General features: G+C 59.1%; 30 protein-coding genes and 1 pseudogene. 17 read left to right on the top strand and 14 right to left on the bottom strand.

Going from position 1 to position 26655, the window contains the following annotated elements; all coding sequences use genetic code 11:
* Window positions 1-118: 118 nt before the first annotated feature.
* Window positions 119-1009: a helix-turn-helix domain-containing protein gene (locus AC1Q6D_RS05565; RefSeq protein WP_103405561.1), complete on the bottom strand. Its 891-nt coding sequence runs from the start codon at window positions 1007-1009 to the stop codon at window positions 119-121.
* Between the two features lie 202 nt (window positions 1010-1211).
* Between AC1Q6D_RS05565 and pobA the strand changes: the two genes are divergently transcribed.
* The 11 genes and pseudogenes from pobA to AC1Q6D_RS05510 all read left to right on the top strand — a co-directional run bounded on the left by pobA (window position 1212) and on the right by AC1Q6D_RS05510 (window position 9685).
* Entirely contained in the window at window positions 1212-2399 is a 1188-nt protein-coding gene (pobA, locus tag AC1Q6D_RS05560) for a 4-hydroxybenzoate 3-monooxygenase (protein ID WP_103405560.1), read from the top strand.
* A gap of 61 nt (window positions 2400-2460) precedes the next feature.
* Window positions 2461-2697: a twin-arginine translocase TatA/TatE family subunit gene (tatA, locus tag AC1Q6D_RS05555; protein ID WP_047530796.1), complete on the top strand. Its 237-nt coding sequence runs from the start codon at window positions 2461-2463 to the stop codon at window positions 2695-2697.
* Between the two features lie 43 nt (window positions 2698-2740).
* On the top strand, window positions 2741-3916 hold the full coding sequence (locus AC1Q6D_RS05550; protein ID WP_103405559.1) for a methyl-accepting chemotaxis protein: 1176 nt from the start codon (window positions 2741-2743) through the stop codon (window positions 3914-3916).
* A 37-nt stretch (window positions 3917-3953) separates the two neighbouring features.
* Entirely contained in the window at window positions 3954-4211 is a 258-nt protein-coding gene (locus AC1Q6D_RS05545) for a hypothetical protein (RefSeq protein ID WP_103405558.1), read from the top strand.
* A 303-nt stretch (window positions 4212-4514) separates the two neighbouring features.
* Entirely contained in the window at window positions 4515-4886 is a 372-nt protein-coding gene (locus tag AC1Q6D_RS05540; RefSeq protein WP_103405557.1) for a metalloregulator ArsR/SmtB family transcription factor, read from the top strand.
* Window positions 4887-4932: 46 nt separating this feature from the next.
* Window positions 4933-5067: pseudogene (locus tag AC1Q6D_RS05535) on the top strand (arsenical-resistance protein); the annotation flags it as partial.
* Entirely contained in the window at window positions 5060-5776 is a 717-nt protein-coding gene (gene arsH, locus AC1Q6D_RS05530; RefSeq protein ID WP_103405556.1) for an arsenical resistance protein ArsH, read from the top strand. The pseudogene AC1Q6D_RS05535 and the gene arsH, both read left to right, overlap by 8 nt.
* Window positions 5777-5958: 182 nt before the next feature.
* A complete protein-coding gene (locus AC1Q6D_RS05525) occupies window positions 5959-6963 on the top strand; it encodes an ArsJ-associated glyceraldehyde-3-phosphate dehydrogenase (RefSeq protein ID WP_103405555.1) in 1005 nt (334 codons plus the stop codon).
* A 9-nt stretch (window positions 6964-6972) separates the two neighbouring features.
* Entirely contained in the window at window positions 6973-8193 is a 1221-nt protein-coding gene (arsJ, locus tag AC1Q6D_RS05520) for an organoarsenical effux MFS transporter ArsJ (RefSeq protein ID WP_103405554.1), read from the top strand.
* 373 nt (window positions 8194-8566) lie between these two features.
* A complete protein-coding gene (gene cynR / locus AC1Q6D_RS05515; protein WP_090463194.1) occupies window positions 8567-9451 on the top strand; it encodes a transcriptional regulator CynR in 885 nt (294 codons plus the stop codon).
* A gap of 69 nt (window positions 9452-9520) precedes the next feature.
* A complete protein-coding gene (locus AC1Q6D_RS05510) occupies window positions 9521-9685 on the top strand; it encodes a glutathione S-transferase C-terminal domain-containing protein (protein ID WP_103405553.1) in 165 nt (54 codons plus the stop codon).
* Here AC1Q6D_RS05510 and AC1Q6D_RS05505 read toward each other — a convergent pair whose 3' ends face one another.
* The 3 genes from AC1Q6D_RS05505 to cynS all read right to left on the bottom strand — a co-directional run bounded on the left by AC1Q6D_RS05505 (window position 9686) and on the right by cynS (window position 11210).
* Window positions 9686-10348 carry a carbonic anhydrase gene (locus tag AC1Q6D_RS05505; RefSeq protein ID WP_103405552.1) on the bottom strand — a complete coding sequence of 221 codons (663 nt, stop codon included), beginning with the start codon at window positions 10346-10348 and terminating at the stop codon, window positions 9686-9688. It abuts the gene before it with no gap.
* Between the two features lie 41 nt (window positions 10349-10389).
* The gene (locus AC1Q6D_RS05500) at window positions 10390-10638 is read right to left on the bottom strand and encodes a DUF2790 domain-containing protein (protein ID WP_047530776.1); all 249 of its coding nucleotides are present in this window, start codon (window positions 10636-10638) and stop codon (window positions 10390-10392) included.
* Between the two features lie 104 nt (window positions 10639-10742).
* Entirely contained in the window at window positions 10743-11210 is a 468-nt protein-coding gene (cynS, locus tag AC1Q6D_RS05495; protein ID WP_047530774.1) for a cyanase, read from the bottom strand.
* Window positions 11211-11586: 376 nt separating this feature from the next.
* Between cynS and AC1Q6D_RS05490 the strand changes: the two genes are divergently transcribed.
* Both AC1Q6D_RS05490 and AC1Q6D_RS05485 read left to right on the top strand, forming a co-directional pair.
* On the top strand, window positions 11587-12042 hold the full coding sequence (locus AC1Q6D_RS05490) for a cupin domain-containing protein (RefSeq protein ID WP_103405551.1): 456 nt from the start codon (window positions 11587-11589) through the stop codon (window positions 12040-12042).
* Between the two features lie 185 nt (window positions 12043-12227).
* Window positions 12228-13154, top strand: coding sequence for a Gfo/Idh/MocA family protein (locus AC1Q6D_RS05485; RefSeq protein ID WP_103405550.1), 927 nt, complete (start codon window positions 12228-12230; stop codon window positions 13152-13154).
* 180 nt (window positions 13155-13334) lie between these two features.
* Here AC1Q6D_RS05485 and AC1Q6D_RS05480 read toward each other — a convergent pair whose 3' ends face one another.
* The 5 genes from AC1Q6D_RS05480 to AC1Q6D_RS05460 form a co-directional block, all read right to left on the bottom strand.
* Window positions 13335-13541 carry a hypothetical protein gene (locus AC1Q6D_RS05480; RefSeq protein WP_047530768.1) on the bottom strand — a complete coding sequence of 69 codons (207 nt, stop codon included), beginning with the start codon at window positions 13539-13541 and terminating at the stop codon, window positions 13335-13337.
* A gap of 196 nt (window positions 13542-13737) precedes the next feature.
* Window positions 13738-14166: a hypothetical protein gene (locus tag AC1Q6D_RS05475; RefSeq protein WP_103405549.1), complete on the bottom strand. Its 429-nt coding sequence runs from the start codon at window positions 14164-14166 to the stop codon at window positions 13738-13740.
* Between the two features lie 134 nt (window positions 14167-14300).
* Entirely contained in the window at window positions 14301-14714 is a 414-nt protein-coding gene (locus AC1Q6D_RS05470; RefSeq protein ID WP_103405548.1) for a VOC family protein, read from the bottom strand.
* A gap of 91 nt (window positions 14715-14805) precedes the next feature.
* Window positions 14806-15465, bottom strand: a complete 660-nt coding sequence (locus AC1Q6D_RS05465; protein WP_103405547.1) for a TetR/AcrR family transcriptional regulator — start codon at window positions 15463-15465, stop codon at window positions 14806-14808.
* On the bottom strand, window positions 15452-16303 hold the full coding sequence (locus tag AC1Q6D_RS05460; protein ID WP_103405546.1) for a 3-hydroxybutyryl-CoA dehydrogenase: 852 nt from the start codon (window positions 16301-16303) through the stop codon (window positions 15452-15454). The genes AC1Q6D_RS05465 and AC1Q6D_RS05460 overlap by 14 nt, the downstream gene beginning before the upstream one ends.
* Before the next feature lie 167 nt (window positions 16304-16470).
* On the opposite strand from AC1Q6D_RS05460, the gene AC1Q6D_RS05455 reads away from it, so the two are divergent.
* Entirely contained in the window at window positions 16471-17511 is a 1041-nt protein-coding gene (locus AC1Q6D_RS05455; protein ID WP_103405545.1) for an AraC family transcriptional regulator, read from the top strand.
* Window positions 17508-19322, top strand: a complete 1815-nt coding sequence (locus tag AC1Q6D_RS05450; protein WP_103405544.1) for an ABC transporter ATP-binding protein — start codon at window positions 17508-17510, stop codon at window positions 19320-19322. The genes AC1Q6D_RS05455 and AC1Q6D_RS05450 overlap by 4 nt, the downstream gene beginning before the upstream one ends.
* A 58-nt stretch (window positions 19323-19380) precedes the next feature.
* On the opposite strand, the gene AC1Q6D_RS05445 is transcribed toward AC1Q6D_RS05450, so the two are convergent.
* Entirely contained in the window at window positions 19381-20364 is a 984-nt protein-coding gene (locus AC1Q6D_RS05445) for a hypothetical protein (protein ID WP_146041512.1), read from the bottom strand.
* 159 nt (window positions 20365-20523) lie between these two features.
* Between AC1Q6D_RS05445 and AC1Q6D_RS05440 the strand changes: the two genes are divergently transcribed.
* Window positions 20524-21252 carry a hypothetical protein gene (locus AC1Q6D_RS05440; RefSeq protein ID WP_103405542.1) on the top strand — a complete coding sequence of 243 codons (729 nt, stop codon included), beginning with the start codon at window positions 20524-20526 and terminating at the stop codon, window positions 21250-21252.
* 60 nt (window positions 21253-21312) lie between these two features.
* Here the strand turns inward: AC1Q6D_RS05440 and AC1Q6D_RS05435 are convergent, their stop codons facing one another.
* The 3 genes from AC1Q6D_RS05435 to AC1Q6D_RS05425 form a co-directional block, all read right to left on the bottom strand.
* Window positions 21313-22221 carry an alpha/beta hydrolase gene (locus AC1Q6D_RS05435; protein WP_103405541.1) on the bottom strand — a complete coding sequence of 303 codons (909 nt, stop codon included), beginning with the start codon at window positions 22219-22221 and terminating at the stop codon, window positions 21313-21315.
* 180 nt (window positions 22222-22401) lie between these two features.
* Entirely contained in the window at window positions 22402-23400 is a 999-nt protein-coding gene (locus AC1Q6D_RS05430) for an NAD(P)H-quinone oxidoreductase (protein ID WP_103405540.1), read from the bottom strand.
* A 142-nt stretch (window positions 23401-23542) separates the two neighbouring features.
* A complete protein-coding gene (locus AC1Q6D_RS05425; RefSeq protein ID WP_103405539.1) occupies window positions 23543-24772 on the bottom strand; it encodes a YbfB/YjiJ family MFS transporter in 1230 nt (409 codons plus the stop codon).
* Between the two features lie 115 nt (window positions 24773-24887).
* On the opposite strand from AC1Q6D_RS05425, the gene AC1Q6D_RS05420 reads away from it, so the two are divergent.
* Entirely contained in the window at window positions 24888-25763 is an 876-nt protein-coding gene (locus AC1Q6D_RS05420; RefSeq protein ID WP_458959872.1) for a LysR family transcriptional regulator, read from the top strand.
* Between the two features lie 42 nt (window positions 25764-25805).
* On the opposite strand, the gene AC1Q6D_RS05415 is transcribed toward AC1Q6D_RS05420, so the two are convergent.
* Window positions 25806-26528, bottom strand: coding sequence for a pirin family protein (locus AC1Q6D_RS05415; protein WP_103406803.1), 723 nt, complete (start codon window positions 26526-26528; stop codon window positions 25806-25808).
* Window positions 26529-26655 lie beyond the last annotated feature (127 nt).

The raw sequence follows: 26655 nt of genomic DNA, 5'->3' as shown, positions 1-26655 counted from the left end.
ATTATTTCGTTTAAAATCAATGACTTGATAATTAATTAGGGCAATTGAAATCTCTTCTTGCGGCGCTGTCGGCGGTTTTTGTTAAGAGAATTCGGCTGGCCGCGGAAAGTTCGAATGTTCAGGTCTCGCTGTCGCCATGCCTGGCCGCATGGCGGAAGGCATTCGGAGTCTGGCCACTGAGGCGGCGAAAAAAGCGCGAGAAGTAGGTGGGGTCGCTGAAGCCGAGATGATCGGACAGATGGCTGATACTCATGTTGGTATAAATCAAGCTTCGTTTGGCTTCCAGCATCACACGCTGGTGAATCATTTGCAGCGCCGTTTGCCCTGTCAGTTCCCGGCACAAGGTATTGAGATGCACATTGGAGAGCCCGATGCGATGAGCAAAGGTATCGACGCAAAGGTGCTCGCGGTAATGCTGCTCTATCAACCTGATGAAGTGGCCAAGCATGTGCTGATTGCGCTCGCCAAGGTTGCGTGGTGAGGTCTTCATTTGTCGTTGTCGACTGATCCAGACCATCAGTACGCTGACCAACGAGTGCAGTTGCAGGTCACGGGACGGCGCGCTGTTCAGGTATTCGTGGTGGAGTGCGGTGAACAGGGGCGTCAGATAGCGGCGCTCGCGTCCGACCGGGTAACAACCCGTTGAGGCTAAAACAGTCAGGGGGGCGCCCATTTGCTCCTCCAGCCGGGCGACCAGGGGAGCACTCAGGGTCAGGACGTAGCCTTCGATGTTTTCCGAGAAATGAAAGCCATGCACCGTCATGGGCGGGACGACCTGAATGGCCGCTTCCAGCACATCACTGCGCTTGCCCTCGATCTCGACCACGGCCTGGCCGCGCTGGACATATAGCAGCTGAAACAGGTCGGCATGGCGGTGTGGCTTGATCTCCCAATGATGCAGGCTGCTACGTTTGGGAATGGACTCACAGTGCAGCAAGTCAGACGTTGGCCACGTCTGGCTTTCTCCGTACAACTTAAATACAGGGATGTTAGTGAGACCTGTTTTCATTGTTCAACCGACCTGCCGGGAGCTAATAAGAGGAGGTAGTGCGTTAACCGATAATCGAACCGAATTACTAAAAGTGCAATTTCTCGTGGGTTTTATCCCCTGTTTTTCGAAAATTTGTCAGTAAAAATGCAAGGGAAGAATAAATCTAAAACATCCGGCCGCTGTTCCGCATCGGCTGGAGTGCTTACGAGAAGCCAAAATAATGAAAACTCAGATCGCTATCATTGGTGCTGGTCCTTCCGGTCTTCTGTTGGGCCAATTGCTGCACAAGGCCGGTATCGACAATGTCATTGTCGAACGTCAAACGCCTGAATACATCCTCAACCGTATTCGTGCCGGGGTGCTGGAGCAAGGCACTGTCGACATGCTGCGCGAAGCCGGTGTCCACGAACGCATGGATGCCGAAGGCCTGGTCCACGACGGCGTTGAGTTGCTGGTTTCCGGCAAGCGCGTGCGTGTTGACCTGAAGGGGCTGACTGGCGGCAAGACGGTAATGGTCTATGGCCAGACCGAGGTGACCCGGGATTTGATGGACGCCCGCACCGCCAGTGGCGCTCCAGTCATCTACTCAGCCGCGAATGTGCAACCGCACGAAATGAAGGGCGAAAGTCCCTATCTCACCTACGAAAAGGATGGCCAGACTCATCGGATCGATTGCGACTACATTGCCGGTTGCGACGGATTCCACGGGGTTGCCCGACAGAGCATTCCCGCAGAGGTGCTCACCCACTACGAGCGCGTGTATCCATTCGGCTGGCTGGGACTGCTGTCCGACACCCCGCCGGTCAACCACGAGTTGATCTATGCCCACCACGACCGTGGCTTCGTGTTGTGCAGTCAGCGCTCGCTGACCCGCAGCCGTTACTACCTGCAAGTACCGCTGACCGACAAGGTCGAGGAGTGGTCCGACGAACGCTTCTGGGATGAGCTCAAGGCACGTCTGCCACAGGACGTTGCGCAAAAGCTGGAGACCGGTCCTTCGCTGGAAAAGAGCATCGCGCCGTTGCGCAGCTACGTCGTCGAGCCAATGCAGTACGGCAAGTTGTTTCTGCTCGGCGACGCCGCCCATATCGTGCCGCCAACCGGTGCCAAGGGCTTGAACCTGGCCGCCTCGGACGTGTGCTACCTGTATCGCATCCTGGTCAAGGTCTACAAGGAAGGGCGTACGGACTTGTTGGAGAAATACTCCGAATTGGCACTGCGCCGTGTCTGGAAGGGGGAGCGTTTCAGCTGGTTCATGACCAACCTGCTGCACGACTTCGGCGATCACAAGGACGCGTGGGACCAGAAGATGCAGCAAGCCGACCGTGAATATTATTTCAACTCACACGCCGGTCTGGTCAACATCGCAGAGAACTACGTGGGCCTGCCCTACGAAGACATCGAGTAATCCACTTCTACCGCGCCCACCGTCAAGTGGTGGGCGTTAAATCATAAATAAGGAGGTGGAGATGGGCCTGTTCGACTGGAAACACTGGCTGGTGCTCTTGCTCGTAGTGGCGGTGCTGTTCGGAGGTAAACGCCTGAAGAGCCTGGGATCCGACTTGGGCGAGACGATCAAGGGTTTTCGCCGCTCGATGAGCAGCGACGACGAGGCGCAGCCTCAGGTTGCAACGTCGGCGCGGGTGCAGAGCGATACCGCGCAAACTCCGCTGACACAAAGTGGACAGGCACCATTGGGCCATTAATCGCTTCTCGATTTACACCCTTCGTTTACCGAGGACCGCGTTCATGTTGTTTAAGCGTTCGATACGCACACAGGTGCTGACGTCGATAGGGGCCAGCCTGTTGTTGGTCATGCTATCGGTGCCGCTCTGTGTCTATTTTTTCACTAACGTCCTGTCTGAACCGACATGGTTCACGGGAGCCCTGGCACTTCTGGCCGTTGGTGGGCTGGCGTGGTTACTGGCTCTGAGGTTGTTCAACCGTGTGTTATTCGCGCCACTGGGGCATTTGCTCGAATGCATTGAGCGGTTGGATAGAAGCCATGGCGCTGAACGGGCAAACAATGCCCGGATAGACCAGGCGGGTAGCCTGCAATGGGCCACGGATACCTTGCGTGATGTGCGCCTGGAAACTTCCATGCGCCTGGAACAAAGCACCCGCCAGCTGGATGCGGCCAGTGGCGAGCTGAATTCGATCGCAATCGAGTTGGGTCAAGGCATACAAGACCAGAGTCTGCGCCTGGATCAGGTCGCTACTGCAATGGAAGAAATGGCCAGCACCGCGCAAGAAGTTGCAAGCCATGCCACGCGAGCTGCACGCGCCGCCGATGATGCCGAAAACGCGACCCAGCAAGGCGAAAAAGCCATGGTAGGCATGGTCAACGGCATCAACGACATCCGCGATGAAATCACCAACACGGCTAAAGTCATCCATCGCCTGGCAGATGACAGTGGGCGAATCGGTGAGGTGCTGGCGGTCATCCACAGCATTGCAGAACAAACCAATCTGCTGGCGCTGAACGCCGCCATTGAAGCTGCCAGGGCCGGCGAGCAGGGGCGAGGCTTTGCCGTCGTGGCCGACGAAGTACGCAACCTGGCACAACGTACTGCCCAGTCCACGGCTGAAATCAACACCATCATCGCCACCGTGCAAAAGGGCGCAGAAAGTGCGGTACAAGCCATCGAGAGTGGGAAGCGCAGCATCGAGAGCGGCATTGATCAGGTCCAGCTCGCCGGCAAGATTCTGGGTGGCGTCACCGACGCGGTGCAGACCATCTGCGACATGAACCAGCAGATCGCCGTTGCGGCCGAAGAGCAGACGCTGGTCACCGAAGATATTTCACGCAACCTCAGCGAATTGGTGGTGATTTCTGCGAGCAATCAGGAAAACGTGCGACGCACCGAGAGTGCGGGTAAAAGCCTGCACCTGGTGGTCGGCGTACTCACCGAGCTGGAAAAATGAATACCTGTGCTGCGCAGCCAGTCATCACGCTTGGACTATGACGGTTTGTGAGCGGGCTGCGGACAGTCGTCTGGATGTATTCGCGTTACGCGGCATTGATCGTGAGCGGGGCGCAATGGTACTGGTGCGACCGGATCAGTTCATCGCCCATGTTTTGCCCACTATCGGTCGCTCAACCTTGTTCGTGTCGATCGGATCTGTACCCACCTGCCGTGTTCGGCCGGTGGGTACATTGGGCGCACTCGCGCAGGCATCATTGGCCGATGCGAACAGGCGTGAGACTGTTTCTGTGTGAGCGCCTGACTCATTACAGCTTTCTAATATTCAATTTCCCCCATATATCCAAAGCATTTCGCCAGGTGCCAGCCTGCTGCTCGCCTTAAGATCAAGGCTTTGAGCTGACTGTGATCCTCAGGAACAGGCGCCTTGAGGAAATATTTCGTTTCTTTTCATTTACCTTATATGCGTAAAAACATATATTCGTTAAATCGTATATGAATCGAGATTTCGCAGTGACCCGCAAGCACCGGCACCCTTTACGACATTCATGAGCGCATCAAGATATTCATCCTGGTGAAACCAAACGCTGAGCATCGATATGGCCGACCATCTGACACCGACCACTGTTTTCAAATGTCTGGCTGATGACACCCGTGTCCGCACCATGCTGCTCATTACCCGTGAAGGAGAGCTTTGTGTGTGCGAGCTGACCTGCGCCTTGAACGAAAGCCAGCCAAAAATCTCCAGGCACCTGGCGCAATTGCGTACGTGTGGCTTGTTGTCGGACCGTCGCCAAGGTCAATGGGTGTACTACCGCCTGCACCCGAACCTCCCTGACTGGGTTCATCAAGTGCTGACCACCGTGCTGGAAAGCAACAGGCATTGGCTGAGCCCTGATGCCAAACGCCTTGATGAAATGGGTGACCGTCCTGAACGGGCAGCCGTGTGCTGTGCAAGCAAAATCGCCTGATTGCGCCTTCGACTGCGAGACTGCTCGATGAAAATCCTGTTCCTCTGCGTTTGCCACGGTGATTGGCCCATTGGTGGAAGTGCCGGTACTGATATCTCTGGTCGGTGTGGCCCTTTGGCTGAAACGCCGCTGGTTCGATGAATCCAAGAGCGCCATTGCGCAGGACAAAGACTATGTTTGATGACCAAATCCCCCAACTCGATACCGAACTGGTTGATTTCCCATCGACTGACAAGCTGGGCATCGAGAAGACCTCTATCCATAAGCCACGCATATTGCTGCTCTACGGATCGACCCGTGAGCGCTCCTTCAGTCGCTTGTTGGTCGAGGAGGCCGCTCGACTGCTGGAGCACTTCGGCGCCGAGGCGCGGATTTTCAATCCGTCAGGTTTGCCGCTGCCCGATGACGCACCGGACGATCACCCACGTGTGAAGGAGCTGCGCGAGCTGATGCTGTGGTCCGAGGGGCAGGTTTGGTGCTCTCCAGAACGTCACGGTTCCATGAGCGCGGTTTTCAAGGCGCAGATCGATTGGGTGCCACTGGCGATGGGCGCGGTACGCCCGACCCAGGGTAAAACCCTCGCCGTCATGCAGGTGTGCGGTGGCTCGCAGTCGTTCAACGTGGTCAATCAGCTGCGAGTGCTGGGACGTTGGATGCGCATGTTCACCATCCCTAACCAATCCTCCGTGCCGAAGGCCTATATGGAATTCGACGATAACGGCCGGATGAAACCTTCTCCGTTCTACGACCGTGTCGTTGATGTGATGGAAGAGTTGGTGAAATTCACGCTGCTGCTTCGCGACCGTCAGGACTATCTGGTTGATCGTTATTCCGAACGCAAGGAGTCGGCGGAAGAACTCATGAAGCGTGTTAATCAGCGCTCCATCTGAGGCTTTTTCACCGTGCCACAACACCCATATTCCGTACTGCCCCGTGCCCAGGGAAGAAGGGCGCCCGTACAGGATTGGTCGTTGCGTCCACAAGCGATTCAGCATCCTGCCCCTATTGAAAACATCGCCCGGTTCGATATCCCGTCGAACGCCCACTGACAGCAGATACGGAGCACCACAACATGACGATCAAAGTTGGCATCAATGGTTTCGGCCGGATCGGTCGCCTCGCGCTGCGAGCCGCCTGGAGCTGGCCAGAGTTTGAGTTCGTGCAGATCAACGATCCAGCAGGGGACGCGGCGACTCATGCGCACCTGCTTAATTTCGACTCGGTGCATGGTCGTTGGCATTTCCAGGCTGATTCCGAGGGCGACAGCATCGTCATCGACGGCAAACGAATCAAGGTATCGGCCAATAAGACGATTGCCGACACCGATTGGTCGGGCTGTGATCTGGTGATCGAAGCCAGCGGCAAAATGAAGACGGTTGCGGTCCTCCAGTCTTACCTGGACCAAGGCGTGAAGCGCGTGGTGGTCAGTGCGCCAGTGAAAGAGAAGGGCGCGTTGAACATTGTCATGGGCGTCAACCATCAGCTATTCAAACCGGCGGAACATCGCATCGTCACCGCCGCTTCATGCACGACCAACTGCCTGGCGCCGGTGGTGAAAGTCATCCACGAGAAACTGGGCATTCGCCACGGTTCGATCACCACCATCCACGACCTGACCAACACCCAGAGCATTCTCGATCAGCCGCACAAGGACCTGCGCCGAGCGCGTGCCTCGGGGATGAGTTTGATTCCGACCAGCACCGGCTCGGCCACCGCGATTGCGGAAATTTTCCCGGAGCTGCGTGGGCGCCTGAATGGGCACGCCGTACGTGTGCCATTGGCCAACGCTTCGCTGACGGACTGTGTCTTTGAGGTCGAGCGGGCCACCACGGTCGAAGAGGTGAATAAACTTCTCAAGGACGCCTCCGAGAACGAGCTCAAAGACATCCTCGGTTTCGAGGAGCGTCCACTGGTGTCCATCGATTACCGTACCGATCCGCGCTCGTCGATCATCGATGCGCTGTCGACCATGGTCATCAATGGCACCCAGGTCAAACTCTATGCCTGGTACGACAACGAATGGGGCTATGCCAATCGCACCGTCGAACTGGCCAGAATGGTCGCAATGGCAGTCTGAGGAGCGGTCATGAAAGCGTTGTCAGCCCTCGCTCCGGAAGTGCGGCAGTACTTGCTGGTCACGGGCAATTACTGGGCCTTCACCCTCACCGACGGCGCCTTGCGCATGTTGGTGGTGCTGCACTTCCACGCGTTGGGCTACAGCCCCCTTCAAATCGCGGCCCTGTTTTTGTTCTACGAGCTGTTTGGCGTGATTACCAACCTGGTGGGGGGTTACCTCGGCGCCCGGTTGGGTCTTAACCGGACCATGAACATCGGGCTGGGTCTTCAGGTCGCGGCGCTGCTGATGCTGACGGTGCCTGGCGCCTGGCTGACCATCCCGTGGGTGATGGGGGCTCAGGCGCTGTCGGGGATTGCCAAAGACCTGAACAAGATGAGCGCCAAAAGCTCCATCAAGCTTCTGGTTCCGGATGGGCGGCAGGGCAAGCTCTACCAGTGGGTGGCGATCCTCACCGGCTCGAAGAACGCACTCAAGGGTGTCGGCTTCTTTCTGGGCGGGGCCCTGCTGGCATCGATCGGCTTCAAAGGTGCCTTGCTGGCCATGGCGGGTGTCCTGGCGCTGATCTGGATCGGCAGCTTGATCCTGTTGAAGAAGGACTTGGGCAAGGCCAAAGCCAAGCCCAGGTTTCGCGACATCCTGTCCAAGAGCCGGGCAATCAACATCCTCTCGGCGGCGCGGATGTTCCTGTTCGGCGCCCGCGATGTCTGGTTCGTGGTGGCCTTGCCGGTGTACCTGAGCAGCGTGTTCGGCTGGGACTTCTGGGCGGTCGGGGGCTTCCTGGCGGCCTGGGTGATTGGCTACGGCATCGTCCAGTCCCTTGCGCCCGCCATCACCGGCAAGAAACGTGGGCACGTACCCGATGGTCGTGCGGCGTTTCTATGGGCGCTGGCGCTGGCGGGCCTGCCTGCGGCCATTGCTCTGGGGCTCGATACCGGGCTGTCGCAACAGGGGGTGTTGCTCGGCGGATTGATGGTCTTTGGTGCGCTGTTCGCGGTGAACTCTTCGCTGCACAGCTACCTGATCGTGTCATACGCCAAGGAAGACGGCGTGTCGCTGGATGTCGGGTTTTACTACATGTCCAACGCCATGGGACGGTTGGCAGGCACGGTGCTCTCCGGCTGGGTTTATCAGGTGTATGGACTGGGTGCGTGCTTGTGGATATCGAGCGCATTCGTGTTGCTCGCAGCCCTGATCTCCATAGGGTTACCGAGGCATGCCGAGGCGATGTGAAGGTCAGCTCCGTGACTCTATGACGAATGATGTCGCCAGCGTCGGGACCGCCGGAACCTGTACCGATTACAAATAAATCAAAGTCGTAAGTCATTTCGTTTCCCTGCAAGGACAGCACAGCGCGTGTGCGTCAAAAGTGGCAATGGCTTCTGTGTCCAGTCTCGCTATCCCGGCGCAATCAGAGAGCCAGCAGGGTTGTCATGACTCAATTGTGCTGGGTGAAACAATCCAGGCCGCGATCTGGCATGAACGATCAGGCGATGCCCGCCAAGCCGTGCCCCTGGGGTTGTAGCCTGCTGCTGTCGACTGACCGATAGCGTCCAGGAGCGAATACAATGCAGCGCATAAGCAGAGCCTATCGAGGGGAACCCGCATGCTGCTACGACATTTGCGCTATTTACTGGCCGTCGCGGACAACGGCGGCTTTACCCGCGCTGCCGAGGCGTTGCATGTTTCCCAGCCGACCTTGTCCCAACAGATCCGGCAACTGGAAGAGTCGCTCGGCGTTGTGCTGTTCGACCGAACATCGCGGACAGTGAAACCGACCGACGCGGGGCAGGCCTACATCGAATGCGCGCGTCGCGTGCTGGTGGAGTTGGCCGCTGGCAAGCGCGCACTGCACGATGTGAAGGACTTGTCCCGGGGCACCTTGCGCCTGGCCATGACACCGACGTTCATGGCGTATCTCGTCGGGCCACTGGTACGCGACTACAAAAACCGCTATCCCAACATCCATCTGGAAATCTTTGAATTGTCGATGGACGATATCGAAACCGGGTTGGCGGAGGATTCGCTGGATATCGCGATCGCATTTGACCAAGTGAGAAATGCGGACATCGAATCGATTCCGGCTTTTATCGAAACCCTGGGGCTGATGGTCGGGCGCGATCACCCGCTGTACGACTGCAAGACGCCATTGACGGCCCAGCAGGTTGCTCAACTGGAGTTTGCCCTGTTGACGCCGGACTTCGTCACTCGCGTCTGTATCGATGAGTACTTTGCAAGTGCGCGGATCACGCCGAAGGTGGCGATCGAGGTCAACTCGGTCAACACACTGCTGGAAGTCATCCGGCACACGGCGATCGCCACCATTCTTCCCGAGCCGATCGCTACCCAGGACCGCGCCCTGCGCAAGCTCGCGTTGATGGACAACGGACCTCGACGCGGAGCGGCGTTACTGCGGCGCAAAAACAACTACCACAGCGCAGCTTCCGTCGCCTTCATGGAGTTGGTGTCAGGAACCACGGTGGGCGATTAGAGCCGTGCACATCATCGAGATATCGACAGCGATCATTACGCTGGGTGAACTCGGCCTGCCACCGCGCGGTTGATCACCATATCTGGCGCCGGTTATGACACCGAAGACGCCATCAAACGCTCCCATGGCTTGCTTGAAGTCATGGAAGACGAGCTGGGCCAACGTCCATTCCTGGCCGGTGACAAGCCGACGGTCGCCGACATTGCCGCCTATACGGCTGGAGTCAGTGCCTGATCAGGCAACGGCTTTTTCGGCACGGGCCCGCACGGCGCAGGTCGTCGGGTGCTTGACCAGGGACTTGAACGTCTTGTTATCGGCGTCCAGGGCGTCGATCGAACCGGCCCCGATGTCGTAGACCCAGCCATGCAGATTCAGCCGGCCTTTTTCCTGGGCCAGGCGCACGCTCGGGTGGGTCTGGATGTTGGCCAGTTGAGCGATGACATTTTCACGCACCATCGAACTCACTTTGGCGGCTTCATCTGCGTGAGGGCGTGACTCGTTGATGACTTTGGCCGATTCGGAATGTTGCAACCAGCCGGCCACGGCAGGCAGGTGATCCATGCATGTGCACTTGGCGACGGCGGTCATGGCACCGCAATCGGAATGGCCGCAGATCACGATATCGGTCACGCCCAGCACGGCCACGGCGTATTCGACAGTGGCCGACACGCCACCCGGGTGCGGGCTGTAGGACGGCACAATGTTGCCGGCGTTACGAATCACGAACAGCTCACCGGGTTCTTGTTGGGTCAGCAGCTCCGGTACCACGCGGCTGTCGGAACATGTGATGAACAACGTGCCTGGGTGTTGCGTGGTGGCCAGGTGTTTGAACAGGTCCGTCCGTTGTGGAAACGCTTCCTTTTGGAACTTCAAAAAACCTTCGATGAGCGCTTTCATGATGCGTACCTTTCATTGATTGCTTGATGGTTGAGTGACGATCAGTTGGTACAGCCGGCACCGATCACGTTGTATTCCAGCGTTCGGGTATCGCCGTGGGAGTCCTTGTAAGTCATCTGCACGGGCGTCGGACCGCAGACATCCGCGGCCGGGGTGATGTTGATCACCTTGGCGATATCCAGATGCATGCCGTAGGCATAGGGAACGGCTTCTGGTGCGACCACCGGTCCCTGTGCGTAGGCTGACAGCGAGGCCGTCAGGGACAGGGCGAGAAACAGAATTTTTTGCATGACGCGTCCTCCTTTCAAATGGGCTGATTGATAGAAGCGGGTTCGGTCGGTTTTGAAGCGGGCCCGCAAAGGCTGCGGGCCGAATGACAGGTCCGGTTGCGTCCTTAGAAAGGACGCAGTGGCAGGAACTTGCCGTCGAGGGTGATCACTGCACGGTGGCCGCCTTCCGGGTCTTCGACTTTCTTCATGTCCAGTTTGAAGTTGATTGCGCTGATGATGCCGTCGCCGAACTGTTCGTGAACCAGGGCTTTCAACGTGGTGCCGTAGATCTGGATCATCTCGTAGAAGCGGTAGATGGTCGGGTCGGTCGGCACACCCGACAGGCTGCCGCGCAGCGGGATGATTTGCAGGCGGGCTACCGAATCGGCGTCCAGGTCCAGTTTCTTGCCGATCACGTTCGCTGCGTTTTCTGGCAGCGGGTGCTGACCGAGCAGAGCGGCGGTGACGTAAGCCAGACCAAGGCCGGTGCCTTCAACCAGGTCCTCGAAGGAGAGGTTTTTGCGAGCCTTGGCGTCCAGGATTTTGGCGGTCAGTTCGAGGCTGGTGTCGTTGTAAGCGTGAGACTGTTGCATGGTGAATCTCCTGTCGGGGTTGCTGGTTGGGTGTTGCTTGGGTGTGAAGCAATCCTCTGCCGTTTGTTCGATAGCGTCCAAGACCGATATGCAATCCTTTGCATAGGTCTCGCCTATAGATGCAGATCGGAGTGCGCGCAGCTGTTGGCCCCGCACCGAGGCGAATGCGTGAAGGTGTGGATCGCGGGGAAAAAGCCGGAAAACGTATGCGCCCAGTGGGTTTGTATTGCTGTGTATCTCCAGTGTCGCCAGCGACCTCGGCATACAAAAAACCGGTCAGTCGGACATGTGGGAGATACACCGTTGACTCGAAATGGACTCACTGCATGAGCGAAACCCGACTCGGCGTTTACCGTGCACTGACCGGAGAAATTCAATGCCTCGTTTCAACACCCATAAGATTCTCGGCAGGTTTGCTGCCGCCCTGGCCGCCGCCGTGTCCCTTTGTGCATTCGCGGGGATGGCACAGGCTGAAGCGGCTCACGAGACGTCTGCGGCGAAAAGCTGGCAGACAGGCCTGCATCGCACGGATCTGGTGAAACGTGATCTGGGCGTTTCCGACCGCGAAGTGATCCAGGTCCGCGTTGACTTCGAGCCGGGGGTCGCAGCACCCAGGCATTCGCACCCCGGTGTGGAAGTGGCTTACGTCATCAGTGGCACCTTTCAGTATCAGCTCGAGGGGCAGCCAGCGGTGACGCTCAACGCCGGTGACTCGCTTTACATTCCGGAAGGAACCGCCCACACCGCGACGAACATCGGCACGACCGCCGGTTCGGAACTGGCGACCTACATCGTCAAGAAGGACACTCCGCTGGTTGTTTTGCAAAAATAAGCGGCCTGCGCCGATTGCCTGGCGGGCACGACCTCCAGGCAACCGTCACGGGCCAATTTGAGCGCTGGCGAAGGGAGCGTCAGGAAGAAAAAACCGGCCTTCAAGGCCGCCGAAAATTACCCGGCCGAGACAAACAGTGGTTCAATCCCGGTCAACCCATAAGTACAAAAAAACAGGAGTCATTGATGCAACCGATTCGTCTCGGTCTGGTGGGCTACGGCAAGATTGCCCAGGATCAACACGTTCCAGCCATCAACGCCAACCCCGCGTTCCAGTTAGTGTCGGTCGCCACGCAAGGGCGGCCCTGCGCCGGGGTTGAGAATTTTCAGTCCCTGAGCGAGTTGCTCGAACGCGGCCCGCATGTCGATGCGATAGCGTTTTGCACGCCACCCCAGGGGCGATTCGCCCTGGTCCGACAGGCGCTGGCCGCTGGCAAGCACGTGCTGGTGGAAAAACCGCCGTGCGCCACGTTGGGCGAGGCGATGGCATTGGTGGATCAGGCCGGGGAGCAAGGGGTCAGCGGATTGTTCGCCTGGCATTCACGCTATGCGCCCGGCATCGAAGCCGCCCGTGACTGGCTGGCCACCCGCACCCTGCAAAGCGTGCAGATCGACTGGAAGGAAGACGTTCGCAAATGGCACCCCGGCCAGGCATGGATCTGGCAACCTGGTGGCCTGGGCGTCTTCGATCCGGGCATCAACGCCTTGTCGATTGCCACCCATCTGCTGCCGCTGCCGCTGTTCGTTGAGTCAGCCGAACTGCGAGTCCCCGCAAACTGCCAGTCGCCCATCGCCGCTTCCATCAAAATGTCTGACGCGCGCCACCTCGATGTTCGCGCGGAGTTCGATTTCGACCACGGACATGACGAACTCTGGAGCATCGAGATTCGTTGCTCCGAAGGTATCCTGCGACTGGACAACGGGGGGGCGCGCTTGAGTATTGATGGCGTGCGCCAGGCCGTGTCGGAGGAGGGCGAGTACGCGGCGGTGTATCGACATTTTCAGCAGTTGATTGCCGACAAAGCCAGTGACCTGGACCTCCAGCCGCTGCGACTGGTGGCCGACAGCTTCTTTGTCGGCAGCCGGACGGAGGTTGAGCCGTTCTTTGACTAGCGGCCGCCAGCCGTTACCGTGATAAAGCGTTCACGCCGGACGGTTTGCGACTGGCGTTTGCCTCGGGCAAGTCAGGTATGTCCGTTGCCGGGCGATGGGCTGATTTCCTCGCCCTGAATGTCTGGCATCGTCGCATGCCCCGGTGTGAACACTGTCGGGCATGCGCAACGTTCACCGCAGTCAGAGCGAGTAGCTGATCGCCTGTCCAAGGTTATTGTCCTGCGTGCCAGCGATCAGGTGCAGTGGCACATGCTGCTGCGCATCCACGGACTGGATTTCGATACTGCCCACCACATGGAGCTGTCGCTCACTCAGTCCGGTCGACTCTTCTTCCTTTGCCTTGGCCATTCTCGCGTGGTTCGCTGCGATTTCATTGAGAGTTGACACGTTACATCTCCGGTGACTGACCAAGCGTATCGCTGGCGTCCTTAAGCGTTGAATTGAGGCGCAGCCGCGTCAGAATTATGTCGTTCTGGGGTGCTACGTCGGGCCTTTGCAAACCCTAAGCCAGACAGGGGCCCAGTTGTCGTTCCGTTTTCATTTACGACGAAAGGTTGCCTTGGCCACGCGGCGCAGGATCACACTATCGGTACTTGATGACGATCCCTTTAAGCTTGCGTCCCTCAATGGTCTGTACATCGCGAGCCCATAGTGGCCCGTTGACATAAGCACCCACCGCTTGAATATGGTCATAGACCACCACCACCGCATCGCCCCCGAGCTTGGCCGCCTCATCCCGCAGTTTTTCTTCTACCTGGGTGATGGGTGGCGCGGGATCGACGCTGGCGTCAATCAATATTTCACCCAATCGAACATGCGGGCGCAGCGGTTCGGTACGCAGTACGACCACTTCACTGGGCAGTGTTGGCGCGGGATGCTCGACGCCGACATAAGCGGTCGTTCGGGCGTCGACGGTTGCGCACCCGCCGAGAGTCAGCAGGGTGACGATGAGCCCGCCAGCCAGAAGCGACAGTTTCAACCGGGCGGACCATGACAGGTCATGGACTGGCATAGGGGATCCTCCGAAAGGTCGCTGCTATGCGGGTGACTATTTGACGGTAGCAGACGGCCCGAGAGTTGCCAGCAAGCCCAACCTCTGCCGGTCGGGCTTTTCATGCCTTGAGCATCGCGATCAGCAAGGCGTGCTCACTGATCCTTTTCGCAGTTGACCATCCATGACACGCCAAAACGGTCCACCAGCATGCCAAAACGGGCCGCCCAAAACGTGGCATCCAGGGGCATTTGCACACTGCCGCCCTCCGACAGTGCGGCGAAGACCCGCTCGGCCTCGGCGATGCTGTCGACGTTGAGGGAAATCGAGCAACCGCTCATGTCGTCCACCGGGCGATCGGGCGTGGTGTCCGAGCCCATGAGCACTTGATCGCCCACCAGCAGGCGGGTGTGAATGATCAGGTTGTGCAGGTCTTTGGGCATGTGTTCGCCGGCAGGGGTTTCACCGAAAGTCATCATGGCTTCGATCTGGCCTTGCAGGCTTTGGGCGTAGAAGGTGAACGCGGCTTTACAGTCGCCATTGAAGATGAGGTAGGGATTGATTTTCATGGTTCGGCTCCCGGTCATTGAAGGTGCACATCGGATTGGACGTTGCGTTCGACGGCAAAATTCCGATGGCATTGACCCGGCAAGCAAAGCGCTAAATCGTGGCGGGAACCTGGGTTTTTTTAGATGTTTTCTCGATAGACGAGGCCAGGCTTATTGCCTCGCTCGCGCGGCGTGGCGCCAGCAGGCGTTCGATGGCGCCGCTCACCATGTTTTCCAGAAGCTCGTCGTGCTCGCGTTCATCGAGTGTGTGCGAGGTCAACCAGGTGGGCGCACTGTTGAGCAGCGCGGCAATGGCGTGCCCGGCCGCCAACTGGCCCGCCTCACTGAACCGCGAACGCGCGCCGAGCATCAGCAGCAACTTGCGCTCGTATTGCTCGCGCAGATGCTGAACCCGTACCTGTTGCTCTTCATTCAGGCAGCCGCCGTCGCGCTCTGCCAGACGAAAATGCCATGGCATGTCGCGATGCAGGTTCAAGTGCGCGCGGATCACATTGTTGAGTCGATCACGCCTGGCCGGGGCTTTTTTCTCGATACGGCCGAGGGTGGCCAACAGCTCTTCGTAGAACTCCTCGATCAGATCGAGCAGCAAGTGCTGTTTGCTCGGGTAATGGTGATACAACGAGCCTGGGGAAAGCCCCAGGCACGTGGCGAGCTCACGCATGCCGACCTGACCGAAACCTTTGCTAGCAAAGAGCTCCAGCACCTTGTCCCGGTATTCGGCGAAACGCGAGCAACGCTCAGGCATAGGCATGGAAGCCGCGCCCCGTTTTGCGTCCCAGATAACCGGCGGCGACCATTTCCTTGAGCAGCGGCGCCGGACGGTATTTGCTGTCGTTGAAGCCTTCGTAAAAGGCTTCCATGATCGCCAGCAGGGTGTCCAGGCCGATCAGGTCCGCCAGCGCCAGTGGGCCGATCGGCTGGTTGCAGCCCAAGCGCATGCCGGCGTCGATGTCCTCGGCGCTGGCCAGGCCTTCCTGCAATACCAGGATGGCTTCGTTGATCATCGGCACCAGAATCCGGTTCACCACAAAACCCGGACGGTTGCCGGCGGTGATCGCGGTTTTGCCGAGTCTGGTCGCCATTTCCAGTGCCAGGGCATGGGTGGTGTCGCTGGTCTGCAGGCCGCGGATGACTTCGATCAGGCCCATCACGGGCACCGGATTGAAGAAGTGCAGGCCGATGAAACGCTCAGGCTGGCTGACGCTGGCGGCGAGTTGGGTGATCGACAGCGACGAGGTGTTGGAGGCGATTGCACAGTCGGTGCTGACCTGGGCTGCGATCTGTTGCAGCACTCGCAGTTTCAGATCGAGGTTCTCGGTCGCCGCTTCGATCACCAGTTGCGCGCCTTTCAGGCTGGCGTAATCGGTGCTGGTGCGGATCTTGTCGAGGGCGGCGAGTTTTTGCTCCGGCGTCAGGGTTTCCTTGGCGACCTGCCGATCGAGATTTTTGCCGACAGTGGCGAGGGCTTTTTGCAGCGCGCTCTCGGAGATATCGATCAAGGTCACGTTGAAACCGGCCAGGGCGCAGACTTGCGCAATACCGTTACCCATGGTGCCGGCGCCGATCACGCCAATGTTTTGCAGATTCATCTTGCCGTCCTTCGAGTCAAACCTTGCGATACCTTGGCCGCCGTGATGGCCGAAGGCGTACTATTGGCCCGGAGTCTAGAGCTGGCGGGGCGGTTGTCCTATGCCGAAACTGTTCAACGGCACTGATGTTTTTTGCCATTTCGGGTGATGGGGAGTGAAGCGTTCACATGCGGGAAAAGGACTCAGTGGCCGCCTACTTCGTACAGGCAATGCTCCACGGGACAGGGGACGACCCGCAGCGTGTGCGGGCCGTGCTTGAGCAGGCCGGCATCGATCCGGCGGTGATCCGGCAGCCCATGGCGCGGGTGCCGGCCAATGCGTTTGCGGCTTTGTGGCTGATCCAGATCCGCGAATTGAACGACGAGTTTTTCGGGCTCGACTCCCATGGCATGCCACCGGGCGCTTTCGCCCTGATTTGCCGGGCATTGATTCAGGAGCCCGACCTACACAAGGCCATGCGCCAGTGCCTGGTCAATTTCGGCCTGTTCCTGCGCGACTTTCGCGGCACCCTGACCGTGCGCGGCAAACGCGCGGTCATCAGCCTTGACAGCCATTCGGCCACCCAAGACGCCAGCCGCTTCGGCGAAGAAACGTACCTGGTGCTGATGATCAGTCTGCTGTGCTGGCTCGGTGGCCGGCGCATTCCGATCGACCGTGCCGATTTTCGCCACAAGCGTCTGCCGCTGAGCGATGACCGACTGCTCTGGGGGCCGAATCTGACCTTTGGCGCCGAGCGCACCGAAATAGAATTCGCCAGTCACTATCTGCGTCTGCCGGTGGTTCAGGACCTGGCTTCGCTCAAAGTGTTCCTGCGCACCGCGCCGCAATGGCTGGTGATCCGCTTCCGCAACCAGCATGGCCTGGCGTCCCAGGTGCATCAGCGTTTGCGCAGCAGCCATTACAGTGATTGGCCGACCCTGCAGGCCTTCGCCCTCGAACAGCATTTGAGCCCCAGCACCTTCCGCCGAAAACTCGAGCGTGAAGGGTGTTCCTATCAAGAGATCAAAGACGAAGTACGGCGTGCCGTGGCGTTCGAGCAATTGCGTGAAAGTCGGGCAAGCATCAGCGACATCGCCGAACAGCTGGGTTTTCAGGAACCGAGTGCGTTCCACCGCGCGTTCAAGAAGTGGACGGGGGAGAGCCCGGGGCGCTATCGGGCCCGGTATCAGGGGGAGCGGGCCGGCACTTCAGTGGAGTCCGAGGCGTGAGCGCCTTACTGATTCGCTTCACCTCACTGCTCGACCAGGCCCGACGAGCCCTGCTGCTGGTCTGGGGTACCTCGCGCGGGTTGTTTCTCGGCCTGGTACTGGCGACGCTGATTGCCGGCGTTCTTCCAGCGCTCGCGGCCTGGTTGGGGCAGCGCATCGTCGACGCCGTGGTGTTCGCCATGCAGTTGCATGCGCAACAGGGCAGTGCGCCGTTGTGGCCGGTGGTGCGTTATGTGCTGATGGAGGCGGGTGTGTTGGCATTATTGTCCGCCACCCAGCGCGCGCTGTCGGTCCAGCAGTCGCTGCTGCGCGTGCAGTTGGGGCAGAAGGTCAACACGATGATTCTGGAAAAGGCCCAGACATTGTCGCTGGTGCAGTTCGAGAATTCCGAGTTCTACGACAAGCTGGTGCGGGTACGCCGCGAAGCCTCGACCCGCCCGTTGGCCCTGGTGATGAAGTCGTTGGGGCTGATCCAGAACCTGATCGTATTGATCAGTTTTGGCGTGCTGCTGGTGCATTTTTCGCCGTGGGCGCTGGTGCTGTTGGTGGTCGGTGCGCTGCCGGTGTTCTTTGCCGAGGCGCATTTTTCCGGAGACGCCTTTCGCCTGTTTACCCGCCGTGCGCCAGAGAGCCGGCAACAGACCTACATCGAGACGCTGCTCTCCCACGAGGGCTACATCAAGGAGGTCAAACTGTTCGGTTTCGCGCCGCTGTTGTTGCAGCGCTATCGCGATACGTTTGCCCGTCTCTACGCCGAAGACCGGCGCCTGACCCTGCGCCGCGATGGCTGGGGATTCGTTCTCGGCTTGCTGGGCACCGGGGCGTTTTATCTGGCGTATGCCTGGGTGGTGGTCGATACCGTGCACGGCAGCATCAGCCTCGGACAGATGACCATGTACCTGGTGTTGTTCAAACAGGGTCAGACGGCGGTGAGCAGCAGCCTGAGCGCCATCAGCGGTCTGTACGAAGATGGCCTCTACCTCTCGAGCCTCTACGAATATCTGGCCGAACCCGTGGTGGTCGACACGGGCCACCTTACCGTCGGTGCGGTGCCCGGCGATGGCTTGCGTTTCGAGAACGTCGGTTTTCGTTACCCGGGCGCCAGTCGTGCGGCGCTGGAAGGCATCGATCTGCACCTTGTCCCCGGCCACAGCCTGGCGCTGGTGGGGGAGAACGGTTCGGGCAAGACCACCCTGATTAAACTGTTGACCCGCTTATACCGGCCCGATCAGGGGCGCATCCTGCTTGATGGCAGCGACCTGCAGGCCTGGGAGGAAGACGCATTGCGTCGGCGTATCGGCGTGATTTTCCAGGATTACATTCGCTACCAGTTCTCCGTCGGCGAGAACATCGGCGTGGGCGACACCCTGGCGTTCGACGATCAACAGCGCTGGCAGGAGGCCGCTGCCGAGGGCATGGCCGCGCCCTTTATCGAGCGTCTGGATCGCGGCTATGCCACGCAACTGGGGCGCTGGTTTGCCGGTGGCCAGGAGTTGTCCGGCGGGCAGTGGCAGAAGATCGCGTTGTCCCGCGCGTACATGCGTCGCGATGCCGATATCCTGATTCTGGACGAGCCGACCTCGGCGCTCGATCCGGCGGCGGAAGCCGCGGTGTTCGAGCATTTCAGCCAGCACACCCAGGACCGCATGACCTTGCTGATTTCCCACCGTTTTTCCAGCGTGCGCAACGCCGACCACATCATCGTCCTCGATCAGGGGAAGGTGCTCGAGCGCGGCGATCATGAGCATCTGCTGGCCCAGGGCGGGCGTTATGCGCAGTTGTTCGATCTGCAGGCGCGGGGTTATCGCTGAGCAACAGCCAACAATAACCCTCTGGAAAATACCTGCTTCTTATTCGGAATTCTGATGCTTAGTTATGCAACATCCGTTGATAACAGATATGCGCGAACGAAACGTTCGGCACGTTGTGGCCTCCCACCCCTGAGGCTTCTTTTCCTTGAATCTGGATCAGCCAATAGCCCAGGTTGTATTCAACCTCCCATTGATAGTAATACTTGCCGCTGCTGGTCCAGAACGGGGCAGATTTCAGACGGCCATGACAACTGCCCAACTCAATGCCTTGCACCGCACTGCCTGTGCTATCTGTCATAAGAGGGGTGTTGGTCTCGCCCGCCCCCTTGTTCAATATCAAGGTAGCCGTGGCGCCTTCGAGCGGGTGTCCTGTCGAATCCGCCAATCGGACCGACCAGTTCAAGACTTTATAGGCCTGGGTGTTCGCCCAGTAGAGCGGTAGCTCACTGGCATCGCCGACGACGCGGCTGTCGGCGTAATAGGGCGCTGAACCAAATTCAATTTTGTAGGTACTGCCCGGCACGTAAGGAGTGGAGGACGTCTTCGAAATGCGAACCTGAATTTCCTGATTCGGTTGTAAGTCGGACATCGTTAAGGGGGCCCCCCAAGGAACAGCGACCCACGTGCCATTGCGATTGTATTCAAGAGTCACTGGCGAGCCTTTCTGCTGTTTTGCATGAATCCACACATCTTGCCCTCGTACAGCTGTGAAGCTGTAATGCTTCACATCCGTTTCGTCAGCCAGACTGTCCTCCAGGGTATTCAGTTTATCGGGCAGTGCCGTTGTCGCCGTCGGAATTTTAGAGGCAATGGCCGGAATAGCTGATGCGCTCAAAAAAGATATCGCCGGTGCTACGCCGGCCGCCAGGAACATTCCCCAAAACAACAATACCGAGCGTGCCCCGGTGCTTTTAAAACAAGTAATCCACATGATGACGTTCTCATAATTTAAATCAGATGCCAGAAGTAAAAGTTCTGGAGCGGTTGTGCCCAAGCAGGCATCTGTATTTAAACGTTCTCCTCTTTGTAAAAGACGGTACATATTTATCGCTGGCGTTACAGCAGGCCTTTTATCTTGGTCAGCAACGAGCTGCTCGAAAATACCTACTTGTTGTTCGGATTTGTCCTACGCATTTATCAGGTCATCCATTTCCCGTTTCGGCCGTTATGCAACATGGAATCCCCATGACGAGAAGTTGATATGAATATAAATGCCGCTGCATCAACTCAAATGCCCAACCCGAAAATGGTGAAGGCAACCACTGAACAAAACCCGACAGACGAAGCAGAAAAGCCGCTGATTGATAAGAAAGTGAGGTTGGCCATCGAGAAACTCCAGGCTCCTACAATTACAGGCCTCACCATGGATGACTTGGATGCAGTGGAGGCTTTTATTGATACATCCCCTTTAGGCGCCGGGTACGTTGGTCTATACAGTCGGATAGACAGCTTTAGATTTACAATCCTCTGGGCAAAAGAATCCCGCGCAGCCGATGCGCTCAAAGAAATCGACGCAATCTACTCCGACTTCAAAGCAGATCTGCACAGCAAATGGCCCCAATTGGCCGCAAAACCATTCGGCTACACGGTCGCCGATAACGGCCAGTTGCAAGTCACTGCGCCCCCGAACGTCCTGACGGACTGGGAAAAGGACACGTTGAACATCCTGTTAAACAAGAGAAAGGACCTGCAATCCTTGACGTTCAACCACGCCAAGGCCGTGGTTGAGCTAGTCGAACTGGATAAAAAACAGTTCGAGGGCAAGGTGACGTTGGACCTGAATAACTTCCACAAGATGATTGACTATGGATTGTTGTTTAAAAGAAGCGCGCTGGAACTGACATCAACAGATTCCTGGCTGGATCAGCTACGTAAGAAAGCCAGACAGGAGCCGATCGAGAGAACACAGGGGCTGCACATCGAGGCCTGATTAACGGATCAAGCCCGGCAACGCGAATCCGCATAACGCTTTGCCGGGTGCGTAACAGGCTTAGCTGGCCTTCATCAAACTGTCGAGTGCCTGGCGATACTGCCTGCCGCCCAGGCTCATGCTGTTGTTGTGCGTGCCGCCGGGGATCAGCAACAAGCGCTTGGGTTCGTTGGCCGCATTAAACAACTGCTGGCTGAATCGCGACGGCATGAACGGGTCGGCCAGGCCATGGACCACCAACAACGGCATGTCGATGTCGACGATCTTGTCGATGGAGTCGAACTTCTGCGACAGCAGCCAGCGCACCGGCAGCCAGTTGACCGGCAGGTTGTTGTCGGCGACTTCCGCCACCGCATCGCCCAGCGAGGTGAAGGTGGATTCGATCACCAGGCCGCGCACCGGCACCGCAACATGATCCTTTTTCGCCTGCGCGGCCAGGTCGGCGGCGAGGTCGATGGCCACCGCACCGCCCAGTGAGTGACCGTAGATCAGACGCTTGCCGGCATCCGGCTGCATGGCCGTGAAACGCTCCCACGCGGCCCGGGCGTCTTCGTAAACGCTGGCTTCCGATGGCAGGTCACCGTGGCTCTGGCCGAACCCGCGGTAATCGATGGCCAGCACCGAATACCCCATGGCGCGCAATTGCTCGATGCGAAACGCCTGGCCGGTCAGGTTCCAGCGCACGCCATGCAGATAGAGGATCGCCGGCGCATCGCGGCGCGCCGCCGGCCACCACCAGGCATGCAGGTTCTGCCCGGCCTTGAAGCTCGCGGACTTGATATCGAACTCCTGAACGTCCCCCGGCAAGCCGCGATACCAGCCGGCCGTGCCCGGTTCGATGTGAAACAGCAGCTCGCGCTCTTTGTACTTGAGTGCGCCACAACTCACCGGCAGGCCGACAAGCAGCGCGGCCATGCACAGCAGCGGCAGCCAGCGTGGGCGCAAACGGGTGAGAAAAGCAGAGGGCATCGGGTGGTCTACCGGCACAGACATGAAGTGCGCGTTTTAACAGATGTGTGCCGGCAACAGGAATAATTTCGACTTGTGGGGTCGAGCTTGCTCGCGATGAGGCTGTGACATTCCACATTCATGTCAATTGCCAGGCCGCTTTCGGGAGCAGGCATGCGCCCACAGGGATTTGCGCGGGTATCAATCCACACGCAGCACGATCTTGCCAATGTGATCGCCACCTTCCATGCGCGTATGGGCTTGGGCCGCATCGTTGAGCGCATAGACCTGGTCGATCATCGGCCGGCACCGCCCGGCGGCGAGCACGGGCCAGACGTACTCATGCAATTGTTCGGCGATCGAGGCTTTTTCTTCCCGGGTGCGTGCGCGTAACAGCGAGCCGGTGATCACCGCGCGCTTGCCCATGATCTCCAGCAGATCGACGTCCCTGGCATGAGCGCCACCGAGAAAGCCGAGCATCACCACTCGGCCGTCCATGCCCAATGCCGCGATGTTCTGGTTCAGGTACGAACCGCCCATGATGTCGAGGACGACATTAACCCCCTGGCCGGCGGTTTTTTCCTGAATGACCTGGACGAAGTCCTGATCGCGGTAGTTGATCGCTTCGGCCCCCAGTTGACGGATCGCCGCACACTTTTCCTCGCTGCCCGCGGTGGCAAATGCCTTGATGCCGAACTCGCGGCACAACATGAGTGCAGTGGTGCCGATGCCGCTGGTGCCACCCTGAATCAGCGCTCGCTGGCCTTTGCTGGCGCCGCCCATGTCGAACAGATTGGCCCATACCGTGAAGTAGGTTTCCGGGATCGCTGCCGCTTGCACCCAGTCCATGCCCTCGGGGATCGGTAGCGTCTGGCTGGCCGGGACCGCGCAATACTGGGCATACCCGCCACCGTTGGTCAGTGCGCAGACTTTGTCGCCGACCATGAAGTCACTGACTCCTGAACCGATGGCCACCACTTCACCGGCCACCTCCAGCCCCGGAATCGGGTTCATGCCGGGTTTCATCGGGTACTTGCCGGCGCGTTGAAGCACGTCAGGACGATTGACCCCGGCGGCGTGCACGTGGATCAGTACTTCGCCGGGGCCCGCCACAGGCAAGGGCACCTGGCGCGGTTGCAGGACTTCGGGTGCACCGGGCTGGGTGATTTCAATCTGGGTCATGGTTTGGGGGAGGGTCATGTTTGTTGCCTCTCAGGAATTGAAACATTTGAATAACTGTAGGCGCGAGTTTGCTCGCGATGGCAATTTGGCAGGCACGATCAATGCTGAAGGTGCCGACCTCATCGCGGGCAAGCCCGGTCCCGCATGGGGGCAGTCTGGTTCATGCAACGGTCGGTTTGATGCAGGCGCCATCATTCGGTTGACCCAGTAAACGCACCGCCAGCTCCAACAGCAATGCGACAACGATGGCCCCGGCCGCGATCACGAACATCAGGGCGTGATGGCCGCCACTGGCGTTGAACAGCGCCGAGTAGGCAAAACCGGCGATGGCCTGGAAGGAGGCAAAGGACACGGTGGCGCGACTCCAGGCGATCTGCTGCTGGTGATGTCCGGGAATCAGTTCGTGAACCCGCGCCAGAGCCAGTGGCACGATGCCGGGCGGGAACGAACCGAGGATCACCGCCAGCAAGGCCAGTGCCCAAAAAGCGCTGGAGATTGACAGCAGACCCACGGCAATCGCTTGCACCACCAACACCAGTCGAATGCCCGACTTCGCCCCCAGTTGGTCGGCCAGAAAGCCGTAGCTCACCGGCCCGACAATCGCCCCAAGGCCGTACATCACCCAAATCAGCGCGCCGACATGCTGCCCGGCCCCCAGCCCGCGGGCCACGTAGTCCACCAGGAACACCATGGCCGGCACCAGCCCGGCCGCCATGAACGCGTACTGGGCAAACAACAGGTAGACACTCGGGTTTGTCGTCGTTGACGCGCTATCGGTCGGCGTGGTCGCCAGCGCATGGGGCGTGGCCGATGGCCAGCCGAACCAACTGACTGCAGTCAGGACCAGCGCCAGCAAGCCAAGACCGAGCCAGGTCTGTTGCAGACCCAGGCTCAGCAGGGGTGGAACGATCGTCCCTGACCCGGCGATGCCCAGGCCGATCCCGAGAAAGATCGCGCCACTGGCCAGGCCTTTGCGCGAAGCCGGCACATGCGGCAACACCGTTGCCGCCACCAGCACCATGATCGCGCCACCGGCAATGCCCGACAGCAAGCGCCAAGCGAAAAACCAGCTCACCGACAACGGAAAGGCACAGGCGAAAAACGCCAGGGTCACCGCCAGCATCATCAGGCGCAGTGCAGTGTTGTTGGAGGTGCGTCGAGCCAGCGGGTGACCGATCAGCGCGCCGATCAGATAGCCCACCAGATTGGCGGCGCCGAGAAATACCACGTCACTGGCGCTGAACCAGTGGGCCTGGATCAGCGAGGGAATCAACGGCGTGTAGGCAAAACGCGCCAGACCGATGCTGACCAGGCTGGCGCAAAGGCCGGCGAAGATCGGCATCCAGATTGCGCTGCGCGGGGCAGGGGTGGGAGATGAGGCGTTGAGCATGAGCTTTGTCCTGTGGGTTTACTCTGGAGGCCAGCATATCGGGGATTTATGATGCAATAATGCTGCGATTTCACGTTGCAGCGATGCGAATGTGCATCAGTCGGGGAGAGGCCTTATGAACTGGGATGACGCACGGGTATTTCTCGCGGTCTGCCGCGAATCAACGCTGCGCGGAGCCGCGCGGGTGCTGGGGGTGGATCAGGCCACCGTAGGGCGGCGGATCACGGCGCTGGAGAAGTCCTTGAGCGCAACGTTGTTTCTGCGTACCTCCGAAGGCTATGCCCTGACGGCGGTGGGTGAGGCGGCCATGCGCGCGGTGGAGAAAATGGAGCTTTCGGCGCTGGAACTGGAGCGCCGAATCCAGGGGCTCGATGACCGGCTCACCGGCACCGTGCGCGTCACCACCACCGATTCCCTGGCCATCGACTTCCTGATTCCGGCTGTCGCCCGCCTGCATCAATTGCATCCCGATGTGCGGGTGCAACTGGACGCCTCGACACAAATCCTCAGCCTGGCCAAACGCGAAGCCGACATCGCCGTGCGCAATACCCGGCCGGATAACCCCGACCTGATCGCCCGGCGAATCGCCCGCTGGCCCGTGGGCCTGTTCGCCTCACAGGATTATGTGGACACCCGCGGCGTGCCGGAGCCGGGAGCGGCCTTCGAGGGGCATGATCTGGTGGTGTATCAGCCATATTTGCAGGGCGGCAAAGACATGAGCCTGGTCAACGAGCCCTTGGGGCGCGGGCGGATCGTCGCCAGCCTGAGTTCCAGTCTGTTGGTGCGCCGCTCCATCGCGGCGGGCGTCGGGCTGGGGGAAGTTCCGGTGTACTTGGGGGAGAGGGACGGGCTGGTCAGGTTATGGCCGGAGCGGACGCGGCCGCTGCCCTATGACGTCTGGCTGGTGACCCACGCGGACTTGCGGCATACCGCCCGGGTACGGGCGGTGATCGATGAGATTGTCGCGGGGTTTGCGGGGACGGGGGAATAAAGGGAGGCCAGGGAGCAAGCTCCCTGGCCTTACAGTTGGTGTTCAAGGCATTTCTGGCAACTCTTGCGGACGCAGATCGAACACCAGGACTTCGGCATCCACGCCGTTGCTCAAGGTCAACAGCTGTTCCTCGCGAACCCGTACGCCATCGCCTTCCTGCAACGACAAACCGTTAAGTTCGACACTGCCCCGAGCCACGTGCACGTAGGCATAGCGGTTGGCGGCCAGTTCCAGGGTCGCACTTTCCTTGCCGTCGATCAGTCCTGCGTACACCCGCGCATCCTGACGCACCTTCAATGAACCCTGTGCGCCGTCGGGGGAGATGATCAGCTGCAGGCGACCGCGTTTTTTCTGCGTGCTGAAGTGCTCCTGTTGGTAGCGTGGCTTGGCGCCGCTGACGTCCGGCACGATCCAGATCTGCAGAAAGTGCACCGACCGGCTGTCCGAGTGATTGAATTCACTGTGCGCCACGCCGCTGCCGGCACTCATCAGCTGCACGTCGCCGGGGCGGATCACCGAACCGGTGCCCAGGGTGTCCTTGTGTTCCAGCGCGCCTTCGAGCACATAGGAGAAAATCTCCATGTCGCGGTGCGGGTGCTGGCCGAAGCCTTTGCCGGCCGCCACGCGGTCGTCGTTGATCACCAGCAGGTCGGAGAAGCCTTGCTCCCGTGGGTTGCGGTAGTTGGCGAAAGAAAAGGTATGGAACGACTTCAACCAACCGTGATTGGCGGCGCCGCGATCCGAGGCTTTGCGAAGGGTCAGCATGATGAAATCTCCTGTGGGGACGTTGATTCGTCCGAGTGAGGAGAAGGTTAATATTTACTCGCTGATGCAATAAGTAGATGAAAATTGAAATACTGTCTCTCTCAGGTTGACAGTTTTGCGAAATGAA

The organism is Pseudomonas sp. MT92 (genome assembly GCF_058792515.1).
Note: the sequence above shows the minus strand (reverse complement) of the source record. Positions and strands in the feature narration are given on the sequence as shown.